Here is a 17704-nt window from a genome sequence, read left to right on the forward strand (position 1 = left end):
ACGCTACTCCATCAGATCCGCCGCCTGCCCTTCAGCACCGGGACGGTGGTCTGGGCGATCTCCACCTGTACCTGATCGCGCCGCGTATTGGCCGCCAGTTCCGCCAGCGTCGGCTGGCTGAACAGCAACCTCGCATCGGCGTGCAAGCCGGCCTGGCGCATGCGCGCCACCAGGCTGACCGCCAGCAGCGAATGCCCGCCCAACTCGAAGAAATTGTCGTCGCGACCGACCTGCTCGATCTTCAGCACTTCGGTCCAGATCTGCGCCAGCGTCTGCTCTAGCTCATCGCGCGGTGCCTGGTAGGCCCGGCTGATTACCGCCGCAGCGCCCGGCACCGGCAAGGCGTTGCGATCGACCTTGCCATTGGCGCTCAGCGGCAGCTCGGCCAGCAGCACGTAGGCCGACGGCACCATGTAGGCCGGCAGGCGCGCCAGCAGGTAGGCCCGCAACGCTTCCAGCGCGGGCGCGGCGTGGCCATCGCGGCAGCTGGCATATGCCACCAGCCGATCATCGCGCACCAGCACAACGGCCTGGCCCAGGGCCGGGTGGCTAGCAAGTAGCGCCTCGATTTCGCCCGGTTCGATACGCAAACCATTGAGCTTGACCTGGAAATCGTTGCGGCCCAGGAACTCCAGCTCGCCATCGGCGCGGTAACGCACCAGGTCGCCGGTGCGATACAGCCGGTCACCGGCCACGAACGGGCTGGGAATGAAGCGTTCGGCCTGCAGGACCGGCAAGCCCAGGTAGCCACGCGCCACGCCTATGCCGCCGATGTGTAATTCGCCAGGGCAGCCCACGGGTACAGGCCGGTCATGCTCATCGAGCACATACAGGCGCGTGTTGGCGATCGCCCGCCCGATCGGGGGAGCGTTGATGGGCAGTGGTTGCCCCGGCTCCAGCGTCCAGACGGTACTGTCGACGGTGGCCTCGGTGGGGCCATAGACATTGTGCAGGCGCACCTGGGGCAGTCGCTCGCGCACCCGCTGCGCCAGTGCCAGGGTCAGTTCGCCGCCACCGCAGAACAGATCGCGCAGGCTGGTGCAGCGCTCCACGCCCGGGGTGTCGAGGAATGCATGCAACAAGGCCGGCACGAACTTCACGGTGGTCACCCTGCGGGCCTCGATCAGTTGCGCCAGGTAGGCCGGATCACGGTGACCGTCGGGACGCGCCAGCACCAGACGCAGCCCCGCGCACAACGGCCAGAACAGCTCCCACACCGAACCGTCGAAACTGAACGGCGCCCGTTGCAGCAACGCATCATCGGCCTGCGGCGGGCACAGGTCGCTGCCCCAGCGCATCAGGTTGCACAGCCCGCGGTGCTCGACCATCACGCCCTTCGGCGTGCCGGTGGTGCCCGAGGTATACATGACATAGGCCAGGTGCCCGCCACCAAGCTCCGCCAGCGCGGGCGCCTGGTCGCTGTGCGCCTGCCAGGCGCCCTGGTCCAGGTCCACCAGCGGTGTTGGCTGGCCATCGAACAGGCCGCGGGTGGCGCCCTGTACCAGCAGTGCCAGCGGGGCGCTGTCGGCGAGCAGGTAGTGCAGGCGCTCGTCGGGGTGGTCGGGGTCCAGCGGCACATAGGCGCCACCGGCCTTGAGCACGCCCAGCAGGCCGACGATCAGCGCCACGCCGCGCTCGAGGCATACGCCGACCCGGGTGTCGGGCCGCACGCCAAGGCCGATCAAGTGGTGCGCCAGGCGATTGGCCTGGGCGTCGAGCTCGCGGTAGGTCAGTTGCGTCTGTTCGGTCTGCAGCGCCACGGCATCCGGCGCGCGCCTCACCTGGGCGGCGAACAGGGCAGGCAGATGCGGGTACCCAGGGTCCAGCGCCAGCTCGGTGGCGTTGACGATTTCCAGCAGGTAGCGGCGCTCGTCCTCCGGCAAGGTCGACAGCGATTCCAGCGCCACCGGGGCTTCGCTGGCCAGTGCCTCGGCCAAGACCCGCAGCGCGCACGACACATGCCCGAGCACGCGCTCGGCGCCCAGCTCACGGGGTGCGCGCACGCCCAGGCGCAAGGTATCGCCCTGCTCGTCCACAGTCAGCACCAGGGCATGGCTGTGCACCTCGCTGGCCTCAAGCAGCGTCACGCCCGGCAACGATGCAGTCTGCGCCGCGCCATGCCGATAATTGAGCAGGCTGTCGAACAGCGCCACGCCGGCCGGCAGGCCGCTGCAGCGTTGGGCCAGGACCAATGGCGCGTCCTCATGCGCAAGCAACTCCGCCAGCTGGCCGTGGATTCCAGCCAAGGCCTGGGCCACGTTGCGTTCCACCAGTGACACCCGCAGCGGCAGGCTGTTGATGAACATGCCCAGCGCTCGGTCGGCGCCCTCGCCGGCCATCATCCGGCCCAGCAACACGGTGCCGAATACCACTTCGTCACGGCCGCCCAACGCCCCCAGCACCTGCGCCCAGGCCAGATGCATCAAGCTGCCGAGGCCAACGTCATGCTGGCGCGTGCTCTGGCGCAGGGTGGCGGCCAGGGCCTCAGGCAAGTCGACGACGCAGGTTTCGACATGCGCCATCACAGCCGGCCCCTCAGCCATGCCGGCCAACCGCGGCGGCGCCTCTGCCCCGGCCAAGGACTCGCGCAGGTAGCGTTCATGGCTCGCCTGCCGGCTCTCATCGCGGCTCAACGCCACATAGTTGCGGTAAGCCACCGGGACAGGCAGTGCATGACCTTCGCCTGCCATCAGCGTCGCCAATTCAGCAAACAGCACCTGTACCGAGACCGCGTCGTTAACCAGGTGGTGGAAATACAGCAGGCCCAACCATCGCGCCTGGGTACTGTCCTCCACACAGCTCAAGGCCATCATCGGCGCCTGGCGCAAGTCCAATCGCAGCCCCTGTTCGCGCAGCCGCACGGCCGCTTCGCCAGGTCCGGGCCCGAGGACGTTCACTTGCAGCCCGGCCTGGCGCCACACCACCTGCTGGGGCTGCGCCAGGCCTTCCCAGGCCAGGCTGGTGCGCAGGATATCGTGACGTTCGATGACCCCGGCCAGGGCCTGGTTGAACGCCTCCAGCGCCGCCCTGCTGTCGAAGGCGAACAGCGCCTGTTGCAGGTAGGGATCGCGCTCGTCGGTGAGATGGTGGTACAGCAATCCTTCCTGCAATGGTGCCAGGGGGTAGATCTCCTGCACATTGGCCGCGCCGCCCGGAACCGTGCCGACGATCTGGTCGATGCTGGCCTGGTCGAGGTGGGTCAAGGCCAGCATCTCGGGGGTGATGCGCTGGCAACCCGGCGGAACACGATTGGCCGGTACCGCTTGTGCGGGGGCGCTGCCCAGCGACGCGGCGAGGCTGGCCAGGGTCGGCTGGCCGAACAGCACCTGGGCATCGGCGTGCAGCCCTGCCTGGCGCATGCGCTCGATCAGGCGTACCGCCAGCAGCGAATGGCCCCCCAGTTCGAAGAAGTGATCATGCCGCCCGATCTGCTCCACCTCCAGCAATTCGGCCCACAGCGCAGCCAAGCGCTGTTCGAGGTCGCCCTGCGGCGGTTCGTGGCTGCGCCGTACCAAGGCTTCACGGTTCGGTGCCGGCAAGGCGCGCCGGTCGAGCTTGCCATTGGTGGTGAGCGGCCAGGCCGCCATCGCCACATAGGCCGTCGGCAGCAAGGCCGCAGGCAAGCGCTTGCGCAGGTGCTCGTGCAGGTCCAGCGGGTCAAGCACCTGCCCTGCTACATACCAGGCCACCAGTTGCCCGTCACGCAGCAGCACCACGGCCTCGCGCACATTCTCATGGCAGCCCAGCGCGCTCTCGATCTCGCCCAACTCCACTCGCACCCCACGAATCTTCACCTGGTCGTCACTACGGCCCAGGTATTCCAGAGTGCCCTCGGGCAACCAGCGCACCAGGTCTCCTGTGCGGTACATCCGCGCCCCGGGCTGCTGGGTGAAGGGGTCGTCGAGGAAGCGTTCGGCGGTAAGATCCGGGCGGTTCAGGTAGCCACGGGCGACCCCCGCGCCACCAATGTACAATTCGCCGACGGCGCCCACCGGCAGTTGCCGCCCCTGGGCGTCCAGCACGTATAGCCGCGCATTGGCCACCGGCGCGCCGATATGCAGCACCTGCCCCGGGCATACCTCGCCAGCGCTGGCGACCACCGTGGCCTCGGTCGGGCCGTAGTTGTTGATGATCCGGCAACCTCGCTCCCGCGCCAGGCGCCGCAGGCGGTCGCCGCCGACCAGCAAGGTCTGCAAGGTCGGGTGTGGCTCGCCCTGGGCGAAGGCGTGTTCGGCCACGGGCGTGGGCAGGAAGCTGACCTGCAGCGGCTGGGCGCGCCACCAGCGCAGCAGCGCATCGATATCCTCGCCCCCCTCGCCCACCGGCGCCAGGTGCAGCGTCGCGCCGGCGCACAGGGCTGGCCAGACTTCCCAGGCCATGGCATCGAAGCCGAAACCGGCCAGGCTGGAGGTATGGCTGTTAGGGCGCAGATCGAAGGCGGCGCAGTGCCAGTCGACCAGGTTGGCCAGCATGCGGTGCTCGACCATCACGCCCTTGGGTTGGCCGGTGGAACCGGAGGTGTAGATCACGTAGACCAGGTTGGCGCCGGACAGCCGCTCTACCTGGGGGTTGGCCAGCCCAGCCGTGGCCGATGGCAGGCGGTCCAGCTCGATAACCGGCACGTTGGTGACCGGCAGGCGGTCACGCAGGTTTGAGAGGGTCAGCACCACCGTCGGTGCGCAGTCATCGATCAGGTACTGCAGGCGCTCGCTCGGGTGCGCCGGGTCCACCGGCACATAGGCCGCGCCGGCCTTGAGCACCGCAAGCAAGCCGACCAGGGTGTCCAGGCCACGCCGGGCGAGCACCGCCACCCGCTGCTCTGGCAGCACGCCCATGGCCAGCAGCTGCACGGCAAGCTGGTTGGCGCGGTCGTTCAGCTCGCCATAGCTCAGGCTGCGCCCCTGATGCACGGCGGCCGTCGCCTCGGCGCGTGTTGCGGCCTGGGCTTCGATACGGCGGTGAATCAGGGTCGGGCCCTCGGGGTCTTGGGCGGTGGCGTTCCACTGGCGCAGGCGCTGGTGTTCCTCGGCAAGCAACAGGTCGTAGCTGTCGATGCCCGCCTGGGGTTGCTCGAGCCCTTGGGCCAGCACATGAAGCAGGCGCGTGCTGAACACCTCGACGTCCTCGGGTGCCAGCCAGGCCTGGTTGTACACCAAGTGCAGCCAGGCCTTGCCATTGTGCGGGTTACTGCGCAGGTAGAGCGACAACGGCGTGGGTTCGTGGTCGTTGCACACCTTGACGCTGTGCGCGCCGAGGCTGCCGTAACGCAAGTCGTGGCGCTCTTGCTCGTAGGACACGGTGATCTCGAACAACTGCCCGCGCGCCTCGCGGGACAAGCCCAGCGCACGGTTTAACTCGCTCAGCGGCAAGCGCTGGTGGCGCAGGTCACGCCTAAGCGCATCGCCGATGCCGCGTACCAACTCGGCGAAGCTCAAGGTCCTGCCGAAGTCCATGCGCAAGGCGTTTACCTGAACGAACAGGCCCAGCGTGGCCTTGGCCCGCGCACTTCCACGGTTGCGCACCGGCAGGCCGACCACCCAGTCGTCGCGCTGCCAGGCCCTGGCGCAGCACACATGCAAGGCTGCCAGCAGCACATGGGCTACCGACCCTTGCAGCGCGTCGGCCAGGTTCTGCATTCGGGCCAGCAGGGCACCATCGAAACTGCGCTCCAGGGCATGGCTTGGCGTGGCGCCAAGGGGCAGCCCCTGCTCTCTGGGCCGCAGCAGCGCATCCGGCAGCTGTGCGTAGCGCCCCAGCCAGTAAGCCAGATCGCGTTGTTGGCGGGCCGATCCCTGGTAGGCCTGGTCATCTTCGATGAACGCCTTGTAGGACGGTGCCGTGCCTGGCAATACCTGCCCCTGCTCAAGCAGGCCGTAGTACTGACCCAGCAGATGGAGCAGTTGCTCAAGGCCCCAGCCGTCGAGGATCAAGTGATGAGCCTGCGCCATCAGCAAGCTGCACTCGGCATCGATGTGCAGCACTGCCATGCGCAGCAGCGGCCCGGTGTCGAGGGTGAAAGGCTGCTGCAGCAAAGTCTTGGCCAGGCACTGCGCAGCTGCGAACGCCGCCGTCTGCCCGCGCAGATCGTGCTCGTCCAGTGGCACCCTCATCTGGGGCAGGAAGCGCTGGCGGGCCACGCCATCCTCCCCGGCCTCAGGCACCAGCACCATGCGCAGCCCGTCGTGCAGCCCAACCAGATGGTCCAGCGCGCGCCGCAGCAGGTCGCAGTCAACAGTGCCATCGAACGCGAGATAGCCGCCGACATTGTAGAGCGGTGAGTCGCCATGGCTGATCTGGTCGAGCCAGATGTCGCGCTGGGCGCAGGTCAGGGGGAATGTGTCGGCGGCGGACATGGCGTGGATCTTCCTTGAAACAGGGGGCGTCCACGGATTCAAGCACCCCCCCAAGCCCATGTATGGCCCCCCAAACCCGGACAATGGCAAGGGTGTTTTTGCTCGGCCTGAGCCTGCGGAATCTTTTGTAGGACATTGACGCTACCGGGCAGCCGACAGCGGCCTACTCGCATGCGCGAACGTGGCGAACGCCGCCGATCTCGCCGCTTACCAGCACGAATTGTCCGACAATCCATTGATTCACAGGGTCTATAGGCGGCGAAACACCGACTTTTCTTATCGGATTAATTGGCATTTCCTGTCCCCGCTTTCCGCTACAGACGCAGGCTCGGAGCCTGCTATTCAATAGCGCCAAGCCCCAGCACAGAGAGGACTCGACCGCGAGACCCGCCGCGTTACCGGATCAAGGAAGACAAGCACATGAAGCTGATCGACAGCCTCGAACACTGCCACGACCCGCACTTGTACCTGCAACTGGGGGCACTGGTTGCCAGCACCGGCGATAGCACCTTCGCCGAACAGATGCTCCAGCTGATCGGCGACCAGGTGCCGATCCATCGGCTCGACCTCAGCGAGTGGACCCTCGACAGCGACCAGGCCAGCATCCGCCAGGTCAAGGTACTGGGCAGTGCCGGCCGCCCCGAGGAAACACCGGTTCAGGAGCCTCTGCGACACCCCCTGCTGCAAAGCATCATGCGCATGGAAGACCCGCTGCTGATCCAGATAAACGCCCCCGTGCACCAGTGCAACCTGGTATCGCGCAGCGGCAACCGACGTTGGGTCATCTGCTGCCAACGGTTACGCAGCGAGGGAATGTTTTCTTTGGCCGAGCTGTCGCTGCTCAAGCGCCTGTCCGACACACTGCTGCCGTTGGTCGAGCATCACGCCCAGCTGTTCCTGCAGGCGGCCAATCGCCGACCGGGCGGCCTGCTGCCCGATGAGGCCGGGTCGCTGCGCCAGGTGTTCACCGAGCGCCTGGAGCAAGACGCAATCCGCCTGTCCAGCCGCGAGCAGGAGGTGTGCATCGGCCTGCTCACCGGCGGCACGGTGCCACAGATGGCCCAGCGCCTGAACGTGAAGAGCAGCTCGATCGAGACCTACCTCAAACGCGCCACCGCCAAGCTCGGTGTCAGCGGACGCCACGGCCTGGCCCGCTGGATGGCCGGCACCTGAACCCAGAGACCCTGCCATGCCGCGAATCACCCTGCCCTTGCTTGCTCTTGTACTGTCCGGCTGCAGCCTGGCCCCCGACTACCAACGCCCTCCCTCTCCTAGCGCCGAGCAATACCCGAGCGGCCCCGCCTACAGAGGCGGACCGTCTACCACGGCGCTGCCTCGCGACTGGCCGGGAGTGTTCCGCGACCCGGTACTGCGCCAACTGCTGGACACCGCGCTGGCCAACAACCGCGACCTGCGCGTGGCCCTGCTCAATACCGAAGCGTACCGCGCTCAGTACCGCATCCAGCGCGCCGAACTGCTGCCGAAGATCGCCGCCAATGCCCAGGGCACGCGCCAGTATCTGCCCCGGCGACGTACCGGTGGCGAGGGCGTGATCAGCACCCAGCAATCGGCCACCGTCGGCATCAGCGCCTACGAACTGGACCTGTTCGGCCGCCTGCGCAGCCTCAGCGACCAGGCCCTGCTGACCTACCTGGCCACCGACGAAGCCCGGCGCGGCGCCGAGCTCAGCCTGATCAGCAGCGTTGCTGGCGCCTACCTGACCTGGCGCGCCGACCAGGAGTTGCTGGCCCTGTCGCGCCAGACCTTGCAGGCCGACGAGAAAAGCCTGCGCCTGACCCAACGCCAGCGCCGCACCGGCACGCTGTCGGCGCTCGACCAGATCCAGGCCACCACCCGCGTCGACAGCACCCGCGCCGCCGTGGCGCGCTATACCCGCCTGGCCGCCCAGGATCTCAACCAGTTGCAGCGCCTGGTCGGCGCGCAGGTCGATGAGCACTTGCCGCCCCTGCCCCTGGCCGACGAGCAGATCGCCCGGGTGCCGGCCGGCCTGCCCGCCGACCTGCTGCAACGCCGGCCCGATATCCGCCAGGCCGAATACCAGTTGCAGGCCGCCAACGCCAACATCGGCGCGGCACGGGCGGCGTTCTTTCCGAGCATCAGCCTGACCGCCAACGCCGGCAGCAGCAGCCGCGAGCTGGCCGACCTGTTCGATGCCGGCACCGGCAGCTGGCTGTTCCAACCGCAAGTGAACCTGCCGCTGTTCAATGCCGGCAGCCTGCGCGCCAGCCTCGACTACGCCAAGCTGCAAAAGGACATGCAGGTGGCGCGCTACGAAAAATCGATCCAGACCGCCTTCCAGGAGGTGGCCGACGGCCTGGCGGCGCGCACCACCTACCAGCAGCAACTGCAGGCCCAGCGCGACCTGGTCGAGGCCAGCCAGCGCTACCATGACCTGGCCGAGAACCGCTACCGCACCGGTATCGACAGCAGCCTGACGTTCCTCGATGCGCAGCGCTCGCTGTTCAGCGCCCAGCAAGGCCTGATCAGTGATCGCCTGGCGCAGTTGCTGGCCGAGGTCAACCTGTTCACCGCGCTGGGCGGCGGCTGGGACGAAGCACCGGGGCTGGCCTACCAGCGCTCGGCGGTCCTGCCGAAGTAGACCGATGGCGACACCCCAAGGGTGCGACGGAACATTGCGCTGAACGCGCTGGGGCTGTCGTAGCCCAGGTCCAGCGCCACCTCCAGCACCGACTGCCCGGCCGCCAGGGCATCCAGGCTGGCCAACAGACGCATGCGCCGCAGCCACTGCACCAGGCTCAGGCCGGTCTCGCGTTGGAAGGCGCGGGTCAGGGTACGCGGGTTCAGGCCGCTGTGGGCCGCGGCGCGGGCCAGGCCCCAGTCCTCGGACGGCGCCTGGCGCAGCGCCTCGCACAACCTTTGCAGATGCGCCGAATGCGGGCTTGGCACATGCAGGGCGAACACCGGCAGCACGCGGATCTCGTCGAGGATAAGTTGCATGATCCGCGCCTCGCGGCCTTGCGCCGGATGATCGGGGGCGATGTCCATGGCACGGATGATCAGCTCGCGCAGCAACGGCGAGATCTCGATCACCTGGCATTGGCGCGGCAGGTCCGGGCGCGCGCCCGGGTCGACGAACAGGGTGCGCATGCGCACCACGCCGGCCATGCGCAGTTCGTGTTCGACGGCCGCCGGCACCCACACACCGCGCCCGGGGGGGACCACCCAGTTGCCCTCGCGGGCACTGACCGTGACCACGCCGCTGATGGCATGGATCAGCTGGGCGCGGTCATGGCAGTGCGGGGCGATGTGCTCGCCATGGCGATAGTTCTCGGCGAGCGGCAGGATGATCGGGCGCGGCATTGATGCGAGCCTGGCAAGGGTGGATGGAGGATTATTGGCGATGAGCGATACAAAGGGGAATCCCAGGGGCTTGTGCGAAAAGCCCCCGATATCAGCAGCCCTTCGCCACTTCCTGCGCCGAAACCGGCACATCGAAAACCTTGTCGAAACCCCACTGGAACACGAACGCATAGACGAAGAAGAACACGAACAACGCCAGGTTGGTCACCAGCGCCGCCCACAGGCCGATATCCAGCCAGTACGCCACCAGCGGCAGCAGGATCAGCACCAGCCCGCCCTCGAAACCCAAGGCATGCAGCAGGCGCCGCAGCAAGGTGCGGCTGCGCTGGTGCTGGCGCGCCTCCCAGCGCTCGAAGGCCCAGTTGTAGGCCATGTTCCAGCTCATCGCGATGCCCGACATGAGGATCGACAATACCGTCGACTGCGCCATGCCCGCGCCGAATGCCAGCTCCAGTACCGGCGCCACGCAGGCCACGGCGATGGCCTCGTAAAGGATGGCCTGGACGACCTTGCGCGCCTTGCCTTGCATGTTCAGCTCCCTGAAGAAAAGACCTGCAAAACTACAAGAAGAAAGCCGCAAGAAAAAGTCAGAAATACTTTATTGACTGACCGTTCAATCAAGAAAAATTAGCATAAACGTTTCCGCAACACCCACCCCTGGCGTCCGGCGCCTTCCACCACCGGCATTACCCATGCCCCGCGCCCGCTCGGCCACGGCCTGCCCGGCACTCGCCGCAGGCATGCCGCGCATTGGACAACCCTGTGATCCACTGCTTGTATCTATGACTGCAAGCAGCGACACGTCGTACAACTTCGTCCAGGGAATCGAACGAGGAACTACACGATGGCTTACACCGTGATGATGGTATTCGGTACCCGCCCCGAAGCGATCAAGATGGCCCCGCTGGCCCGCGTCCTGCGCGACTGGCCCGAGGTCGACCTGCAGATCTGCTCCACCGGCCAGCACCGCGAAATGCTCGAACAGGTCCTCACCGCCTTTGGCCTCGAGGTCGACCAGGACCTGCAGGTGATGACCCAGAACCAGACCCTCAACGGCCTGGCCCGCGACCTGCTGGACAAGCTCGACCAGGCCTATGAACAGGTCAGGCCCGATATCGTCCTGGTCCACGGCGATACCACCACCAGCTTCATCGCCTCGCTGGCCGCCTTCCACCGTCACATTCCCATCGGCCATGTCGAGGCCGGCCTGCGCACCGGCAACCTGCAGCAGCCCTGGCCCGAGGAAGCCAACCGGCGCTTGACCGGCGTGCTCGCCGACCTGCACTTCACCCCCACCCGCGACTCCGACGCCAACCTGATCCGCGAAGGGGTGCCGCCCGAGCACATCGAGGTCACCGGCAACACGGTGATCGACGCCCTGCTGTGGATGCGCGACAAGCTGAACAAGGACAACTGGCGCCCCGCCGCCGACTCCCCGCTCAATGTGCTGCGCGACGACCAGCGCATGGTGCTGATCACCGGCCACCGCCGGGAGAACTTCGGCAGCGGCTTCGAACGCATCTGCCTGGCCCTGGCCGAACTGGCCCTGCGCTACCCGGACGTGCAGTTCCTCTACCCGGTGCACCTCAACCCGCAGGTGCAGCACGCGGTGTACAGCGTGCTCTCGGGACGCGACAACATCCATCTGGTCGCGCCCCAGGACTACCCGCACTTCGTCTGGCTGATGAACCGCGCGCACATCATCCTCACCGACTCCGGCGGCGTGCAGGAAGAGGCCCCCGCGCTGGGCAAGCCGGTGCTGGTGCTGCGCAAGGTCACCGAGCGCCCCGCTGTGCTCAAGGGCGGCACGGTCAAGCTGGTCGGCACGCTCACCGAGCGCATCGTCCAGGAGACCAGCCAACTGCTCGACGACCCGGTTGCCTATGAGCGCATGGCCCAGGTCTACACCCCCTTCGGCGACGGCCACGCCAGCGAGCGCATCGCCGAACGCCTGAGCCGCTGGTTCGCCGAGCAATCCGCCGCACGGGACAACGCATGAGCCTGGCCTTCATCGATTTCCTCACCTACGTCCTGTTCGGCCTGAAGATCCTTGCCATCGTCCTGGCGACGCTGATGTTCCTGCTGGGCCTGGACGACCTGTTCATCGACCTGTGCTACTGGGGCCGCAAGCTGATCCGACGTTTCCGCATCTACGACAAGTTCGACAAGGCCGATGAGAAGCGCCTGTTCGAGGTGCCGGAAAAGCCCCTGGCGATCATGGTGCCGGCCTGGAACGAGGTCGGCGTGGTCGGCGAGATGGCGCGCCTGGCCGCCTCCACCATCGACTACGAGAACTATCAGATATTCGTCGGCACCTACCCCAACGACCCGCAGACCCAGGCCGACGTCGACGCCGTGTGCCTGCACTACCCCAACGTGCACAAGGTGGTCTGCGCCCGTCCCGGCCCCACCAGCAAGGCCGACTGCCTGAACAACATCATCGACGCCATCCTGCGTTTCCAGCAGGACGCGCGCATCGAGTTCGCCGGTTTCATCCTGCATGACGCCGAGGACGTCATCTCGCCCATGGAACTGCGCCTGTTCAACTACCTGCTGCCGAACAAGGACATGATCCAGATCCCGGTGTACCCCTACGCCCCGGAATGGAAGGGTTTCACCGCCGGCCACTACGTCGACGAGTTCGCCGAGAACCACGGCAAGGACGTCATCGTGCGCGAGGCGCTCACCGGCCAGGTGCCCAGCGCCGGGGTCGGCACCTGCTTCAGCCGCCGGGCGATCAGCGCGCTGCTGGAGGACGGCGACGGCATCGCCTTCGATGTGCAGAGCCTCACAGAAGACTACGACATCGGCTTCCGCCTCAAGCAGAAAGGCATGAAATGCATCTTCGCCCGCTATTCCATTACCGACCCGGCGCTGGCCCTCAAACAGGAGTGGCGCCCCGGCATGAGCCGCGAGTTCGCCCAGGTGATCTGCGTACGCGAGCATTTCCCCCGTGACTGGCAGCACGCCATCCGCCAGAAATCGCGGTGGATCGTCGGCATCGTGTTCCAGGGCACCAGCAACCTCGGCTGGAGCCGCAAGGGCGCGCTCAACTACTTCCTCTGGCGCGACCGCCGCGGGCTGTTCGCCTACCTGCTGAGCTTCCTGGTCAACCTGTTGCTGCTGGTGCTGCTGGCGATGTGGCTGGTCACGGTGATCGCGCCGGAGTCGTGGCGGTTCATGTCGATCCTCAGCGACAGCACGCTGCTCAGCACCTTGCTGTGGCTCAACGGCCTGCTGCTGTTCAACCGCCTGTTCCAGCGATTCTGGTTCGTAACCCGCTACTACGGCGTGTTCGAAGGCCTGCTCTCGGCACCACGGATGATGTGGAGCAACTTCGTCAACTTCTTCGCCAACCTGCGCGCCCTGCGCCAGGTGATGGAGATGGGCGATTCGCGGCGGGTGGCCTGGGACAAGACCACCCACGAGTTCCCTGCCCTCGCCGCCCCGGCACGCACCCCGCTGGGCCATCGCCTGGTGGAGAAAGGCCTGATCAGCGAAGAACAGCTGGAGCAGGCCATCACCAGCCCGGTACGCCGACGCCTCGGCCGCGAGCTGCTGCTGCGCGGCTGGCTCACCAGCGAGCAGCTGGTCGAGACCCTGGCCGAGCAACTGGACCTGCCCTGGGCACCGCTCAATCCGTTCAAGATCGCCCCGGCGCTGATCGCCAAGCTGCCGCGCAAGCTCGCCACCCACTACGGCGTGCTGCCGGTGGACGAAGACGGCGACACCCTGGTGCTGGCCAGCGAAAGCCCGGTCAGCCAGGTCTCGCTGGGGGTCATCAGCCGCCAGCTCAAGCGCCCGGTGCGTGCCCGCCTGGCGCCGCAGGGGCGCGTGACCCTGGGCCTGCGCTATCACTACCCGAGCCCCTGGCAGAAACCCGAGACCCGGGAAATGCTCGAGGTTCTCGAACGTCACCAGGACGATGCCGCGCTGCTGGAGAGGGTCGGCACCCACCAGGTGATGCTCGGTTCGCTGCTGCAGGTGCGCGGCATGGTGCCGGTGACCCTGTTCAACCAGGCCCTGATCGACTTCAACCCTGAGCAGCAGAGCCTGGGCGAACACCTGATCGCCCGCGGCATCATCACCGAGGAGGTGCTGCAGCAAGCCCTCGCCGAGCAGGCCAGCGAACAGCAGGCCGCCTACGACCTGACCCGGGAGGTGGCATGACGCCCCGTCTTTCCCTGACCATCGCCAGCCTGCTGCTGTGTTCTTCCGCCTTGGCCGCGCCGACCAAGCCGATGACCGACTTCCAGCGCTTCACCAGCTACCCGTTCATGGAGCGTGGCTATCGGGAGGCGCAGAAGGACAACTGGGCCGAGGTCGAGCGCCTGACCCGCCACGTGCTGGGGCGCGTGCCGAACAACAACGAAGCCCGCGCCTTGCTGGCCGAAGCCCTGGCCCATCAGCGTCGCTACAAGGAAGCAGAGGCCATCGCCGAAGACCTCGACGACAATCCCGAACACGCCGATGCCCTGCTGGAGCTGCGCCTGACCTGGATCGAACAGGACCCGCCGGCCGCGAGCCAGGTGGAGGCCTGGCTCGCCGACAGCCAGGGCCAGCAGCGCGTGCGCCTGTGGCAGGCCTACAGCGTCAGCCTGGCCAAGTTCGGCGGCGCGGCCAAGGCCCTGGAGTGGCTCAACCATCTGCCGGTACGCGACGATGGCATGGTGCTGCGCATGACCCGGGCCAACTTCGCCGAGCAGTTGCACAACTGGGGAGAGACCATCGACCAGTTGCAGCCGCTGGCCGACCAGGGCCAACTGCCCCCGCAGGACTGGCAGCGCCTGGCCAATGCGTATATCCAGCAGCTCGATGAAAAGGGCCTGAACTCACTCCTGGCCAGCGCACCTTCCCAGGACGCGGCGACCCGCGCCCGCCTGGCCATGGCCAACCGCGCCATCGCCATGGGCCACAACCAGCAGGCCGAGCGCTGGCTGCAGAGCCTGCCCGCCGAGCAACTGCAGCACCCCGAGCAGCGCCAGCAGCTGTGGGAGCTGGCCCGTGAAGGTGATGATGCGCCGCTGGTGCGCCAGCTGAGCAATGAACTGCAACGCCCGTGCCTGGAGACCGTCGACTGGCTGTCCCACAAGGACCTGAAGCTGGCCCGCGAGCAGCTCGGCCAATGCCAGGCCCGCGACAATCCGCGCAGCTATGCCATCCTCAGGCAGCGCCTGTATGGCGACCCCGCGCAGCCTGCGCAACCGCGCACCGCGGCGCAGTGGGAGCAACGCTACCGACAGACTGGCGATCTCGCCGCCCTGGAACAAGCCAGCTTCATGCTGCTCGAAAGCGGCCAGAGCGAGCGCGCCCGGCAGCTGCTCGACAACGCCTACGCGCGTCATCAGGGCAGGCTGACGCCCTCGCTGCTGCAACGCCTGGGCAACCTCTACGCACGCAACGACGGCCCGCTGGACAGTCCGCGCATGCTTGCCCTGGTGCCACGAGTCGATGCCGTCACCCGTGGCCAGCTACTGGGCCGCCTGGCCGAAGCCGGCCAGTGCGACGCCGTGCGCAAGGCCATCCCGGCCACCCCGGTCGAAGCCGGGCAGTATCGCGCCCTGGGGCGCTGCGCCATGCCTGATCAGCCAGGCGAAGCGGTGGTCTACTACCAGGCAGCCGAACGCCTGGGCGATAGCGGCAGTCGCCTGCCCCTGGCCTACGCCCTGGAAGCCTCCGGCGACTCCCAGGCGGCGCTGCCGATCTGGAATAGCCTGCCGGCCAGCGCCTGGACCGACAATGCGCGCCTGACCGCCGCCCGTGGCGCGCTGAACGCCGGTGACGCCAACGCCGCCCGCCGCCACTGGGATGCGGCGGCGCACCAGAGTGCCGACGACTGGGCGCTGGGCGCCGCCATTGCCCAGCGCCAGGGCGACCCGCAGCAGGCCCTGGCCTTCCAGCGCGAAGCGCTGCGTCATGCTCCGCGCGCCGATCACTACTACGCCGCCGCCGGTACCGCCCAGCAGGCTGGCGACAGCGCCCAGAGCAGCGCCTGGCTGGCCGAGGCCGTGCGCCTGGCGCCCGACCAGCCGCGTTACCGCGCCGACTACGGCATGCGCCTGGCAGGCTCGGCGGACAAGCAGCAACGCCGCCAGTCCATACCCTACCTGGAGCGCGCCACCCGCGACTTCCCCGAGGACTACCGCCTGGGCGAGACCCTGGCTCTGCGCTACGACGAGGTCGAGGACAGTGCCTCGGCCCGCCGCGAGCTGCGCCGGGTACTGGACGTGGAGCGCAACCTGGTCGACGGCGACGATGAGTACGGCAGCCTGGAGGCGCGCAAGTACCGCCAGCGCCGCGCCCATGAAACCCTGTCGCGCCGCGACAGCATCACCCTGGCCAGCACCTGGTCGCCCGCCGGCACCTCGACCAACGACAAGTTCCTCGACACCGGCGAACGCAGCGGCACCTCGCGCCGGGCCCGCTCGCAGAACGTGCAACTGGCGATGTGGGACCACGCCCTGGGCGAAGAGCCCAGCCGCAATGGCAGCACCCTGTCGGTGTATGGCCGCGTGCTGTTCGGTGGCCAGAGCCGCACCGACTACGCGCAGAGCATGGGCACCGGTGTTGGCCTGCGCTACAAGCCGCTCGGCCAGGCCAACCTCAACCTGTACGCCGAGCTGTACCACCAGCGCCAGATCGACAGCACGCACTACAGCGGCCTGAGCCTGGGCGAACTGCTCAGCCCGGCCAAGGTCGGCGGCAACTGGGGCGACCTGCGTCACAACGCCGAATCGAGCAACGACCTGCTGCTGCGCGCCACGGCTTCGTTCCTGGATCAGGGCAAGTACCGCAACGACTGGCGTATCGACGAGGACGACTGGGACGAGCGCTTCCTCTACCTCGACGCCGCCTGGTGGACCCGCGCCGGCGACCATGCCTGGCTGTCGCGCTTCCAGCAGGGCCATGCGTGGAAACTGCCCAGCCAGTCGCCGCAGACGATCATGCCCTACGGCTTCCTCGAGTTTGCCAGCCAGGACCCAAGCAACGACTGGCGCCAGGACGCCCGCGCCGGGGTCGGCGTACGTTGGCAGTGGTGGTTCGACGACGACCGCTACAACGCCTATCGCGGCTCGCTGAAAGTACGCGCCGAGTACCAGCAGGCACTGGGCGGCAACCTCTACGAACGCGGCAACGGCGTGCTGCTGGGTGTGGAGATGAACTTCTGATGCGTAGCTTCCTGGCTCTCTGCCTGCTGATCCTGTGGCTACCCGCCCAGGCCGACCAGCGCCTGTTCTACCAACCGCTCAACCGTGACGCGAACGTCACCCCGGCGCAGTGGCAAAACCTGTGGCGAGCCACCGTGGCCCAGGGCGGCAAGACCCTGATCGTGCAGTGGAGCGCCTACGGCGACAGCGACTTTGGAGGCTCCAAGGGCTGGCTGGCCGGGAGCCTGCGCGAAGCGCGGGCCCAAGGCCTCGAGCTGGTGCTCGGCCTGTACATGGATCCGGCCTACTACCAGCGCCTCGAACAGCTCGACGGCGAAGGCCTGAACAGTTACTTCAAGGCGCAGCTGGGACGCTCGCTCACCCAATACCAGCAGCTCAAGGCCGAATGGGCGCTGCCGGTGGCCGGCTGGTACCTGCCCATGGAACTGGACGACCTGCACTTTCGCGACCCGGCCAGGCGCGATGCGCTGCATACTCAATTGCAGGCTTTTAACCGGCAACTGGAAAAGCCCCTGCATATCAGCGCGTTCAGCTCCGGCCAGCTGTCGCCGCGGGTCAATGGCGCGTGGCTGGAGCAGTTGGCCAGCCTTGGCCTGAACGTCTGGTGGCAGGACGGCGCCGGCACAGGCCGCCTGGCGCCGCTGGTACGCCAAGGCTACGAACAGGCCCTGCCCTGCCGGGTGGGCATCGTGCGCGAGGCATTTCGCCAGGTCAGCAAACCTGGCCAAGCGTTCCGCGCCGAACCTGCGCAGCCGGCGCTGAGCGGAGACTGCCACGCCGAAGCCGTGTTCGCCCTTCGCTATCGGCCCTGGGCCAGAGGGACGCTTTCCATAGATTGAA

At 67.4% G+C, this 17704-nt stretch carries 9 protein-coding genes; 6 read left to right on the plus strand and 3 right to left on the minus strand.

The window, feature by feature from the left end; translation table 11 throughout:
- Positions 1-11: 11 nt before the first annotated feature.
- Positions 12-6353, minus strand: coding sequence for a non-ribosomal peptide synthetase (locus LU688_RS16970; protein WP_160291347.1), 6342 nt, complete (start codon positions 6351-6353; stop codon positions 12-14).
- A gap of 420 nt (positions 6354-6773) precedes the next feature.
- Between LU688_RS16970 and LU688_RS16975 the strand changes: the two genes are divergently transcribed.
- A complete protein-coding gene (locus LU688_RS16975) occupies positions 6774-7526 on the plus strand; it encodes a helix-turn-helix transcriptional regulator (RefSeq protein WP_104445199.1) in 753 nt (250 codons plus the stop codon).
- 16 nt (positions 7527-7542) lie between these two features.
- Entirely contained in the window at positions 7543-8973 is a 1431-nt protein-coding gene (locus LU688_RS16980; protein WP_160291346.1) for an efflux transporter outer membrane subunit, read from the plus strand.
- On the opposite strand, the gene LU688_RS16985 is transcribed toward LU688_RS16980, so the two are convergent.
- Positions 8943-9695, minus strand: coding sequence for an AraC family transcriptional regulator (locus LU688_RS16985; RefSeq protein WP_038706346.1), 753 nt, complete (start codon positions 9693-9695; stop codon positions 8943-8945). The genes LU688_RS16980 and LU688_RS16985 overlap by 31 nt on opposite strands.
- A 91-nt stretch (positions 9696-9786) precedes the next feature.
- Positions 9787-10224, minus strand: a complete 438-nt coding sequence (locus LU688_RS16990; protein WP_046855196.1) for a PACE efflux transporter — start codon at positions 10222-10224, stop codon at positions 9787-9789.
- A gap of 315 nt (positions 10225-10539) precedes the next feature.
- Here LU688_RS16990 and wecB point away from each other — a divergent pair, with 315 nt between their 5' ends.
- The 4 genes from wecB to LU688_RS17010 are packed head-to-tail and all read left to right on the plus strand — an operon-like array spanning position 10540 to position 17703.
- A complete protein-coding gene (gene wecB / locus LU688_RS16995; protein WP_094011429.1) occupies positions 10540-11694 on the plus strand; it encodes a non-hydrolyzing UDP-N-acetylglucosamine 2-epimerase in 1155 nt (384 codons plus the stop codon).
- Entirely contained in the window at positions 11691-13865 is a 2175-nt protein-coding gene (nfrB, locus tag LU688_RS17000; RefSeq protein WP_038706347.1) for a cyclic di-3',5'-guanylate-activated glycosyltransferase NfrB, read from the plus strand. The genes wecB and nfrB overlap by 4 nt, the downstream gene beginning before the upstream one ends.
- Positions 13862-16864 (plus strand): phage receptor, encoded by a 3003-nt coding sequence (locus LU688_RS17005; RefSeq protein WP_160291345.1) that lies wholly within the window; start codon positions 13862-13864, stop codon positions 16862-16864. The genes nfrB and LU688_RS17005 overlap by 4 nt, the downstream gene beginning before the upstream one ends.
- Entirely contained in the window at positions 16864-17703 is an 840-nt protein-coding gene (locus LU688_RS17010; protein ID WP_094011427.1) for a DUF4434 family protein, read from the plus strand. Before LU688_RS17005 ends, LU688_RS17010 begins: the two co-directional genes overlap by 1 nt.
- The last annotated feature ends 1 nt before the right edge of the window (position 17704 follow it).

It is taken from the genome of Pseudomonas soli, assembly GCF_021283165.2.
Lineage (GTDB): Bacteria > Pseudomonadota > Gammaproteobacteria > Pseudomonadales > Pseudomonadaceae > Aquipseudomonas > Aquipseudomonas soli.

What these genes read in the sequence shown, in the direction of transcription:
- LU688_RS16970 (WP_160291347.1), bottom strand. Translation starts at nt 6,353, where the DNA reads ATGTCCGCCGCCGACACATTCCCCCTGACCTGCGCCCAGCGCGACATC.
- LU688_RS16975 (WP_104445199.1), top strand. Translation starts at nt 6,774, where the DNA reads ATGAAGCTGATCGACAGCCTCGAACACTGCCACGACCCGCACTTGTAC.
- LU688_RS16980 (WP_160291346.1), top strand. Translation starts at nt 7,543, where the DNA reads ATGCCGCGAATCACCCTGCCCTTGCTTGCTCTTGTACTGTCCGGCTGC.
- LU688_RS16985 (WP_038706346.1), bottom strand. Translation starts at nt 9,695, where the DNA reads ATGCCGCGCCCGATCATCCTGCCGCTCGCCGAGAACTATCGCCATGGC.
- LU688_RS16990 (WP_046855196.1), bottom strand. Translation starts at nt 10,224, where the DNA reads ATGCAAGGCAAGGCGCGCAAGGTCGTCCAGGCCATCCTTTACGAGGCC.
- wecB (WP_094011429.1), top strand. Translation starts at nt 10,540, where the DNA reads ATGGCTTACACCGTGATGATGGTATTCGGTACCCGCCCCGAAGCGATC.
- nfrB (WP_038706347.1), top strand. Translation starts at nt 11,691, where the DNA reads ATGAGCCTGGCCTTCATCGATTTCCTCACCTACGTCCTGTTCGGCCTG.
- LU688_RS17005 (WP_160291345.1), top strand. Translation starts at nt 13,862, where the DNA reads ATGACGCCCCGTCTTTCCCTGACCATCGCCAGCCTGCTGCTGTGTTCT.
- LU688_RS17010 (WP_094011427.1), top strand. Translation starts at nt 16,864, where the DNA reads ATGCGTAGCTTCCTGGCTCTCTGCCTGCTGATCCTGTGGCTACCCGCC.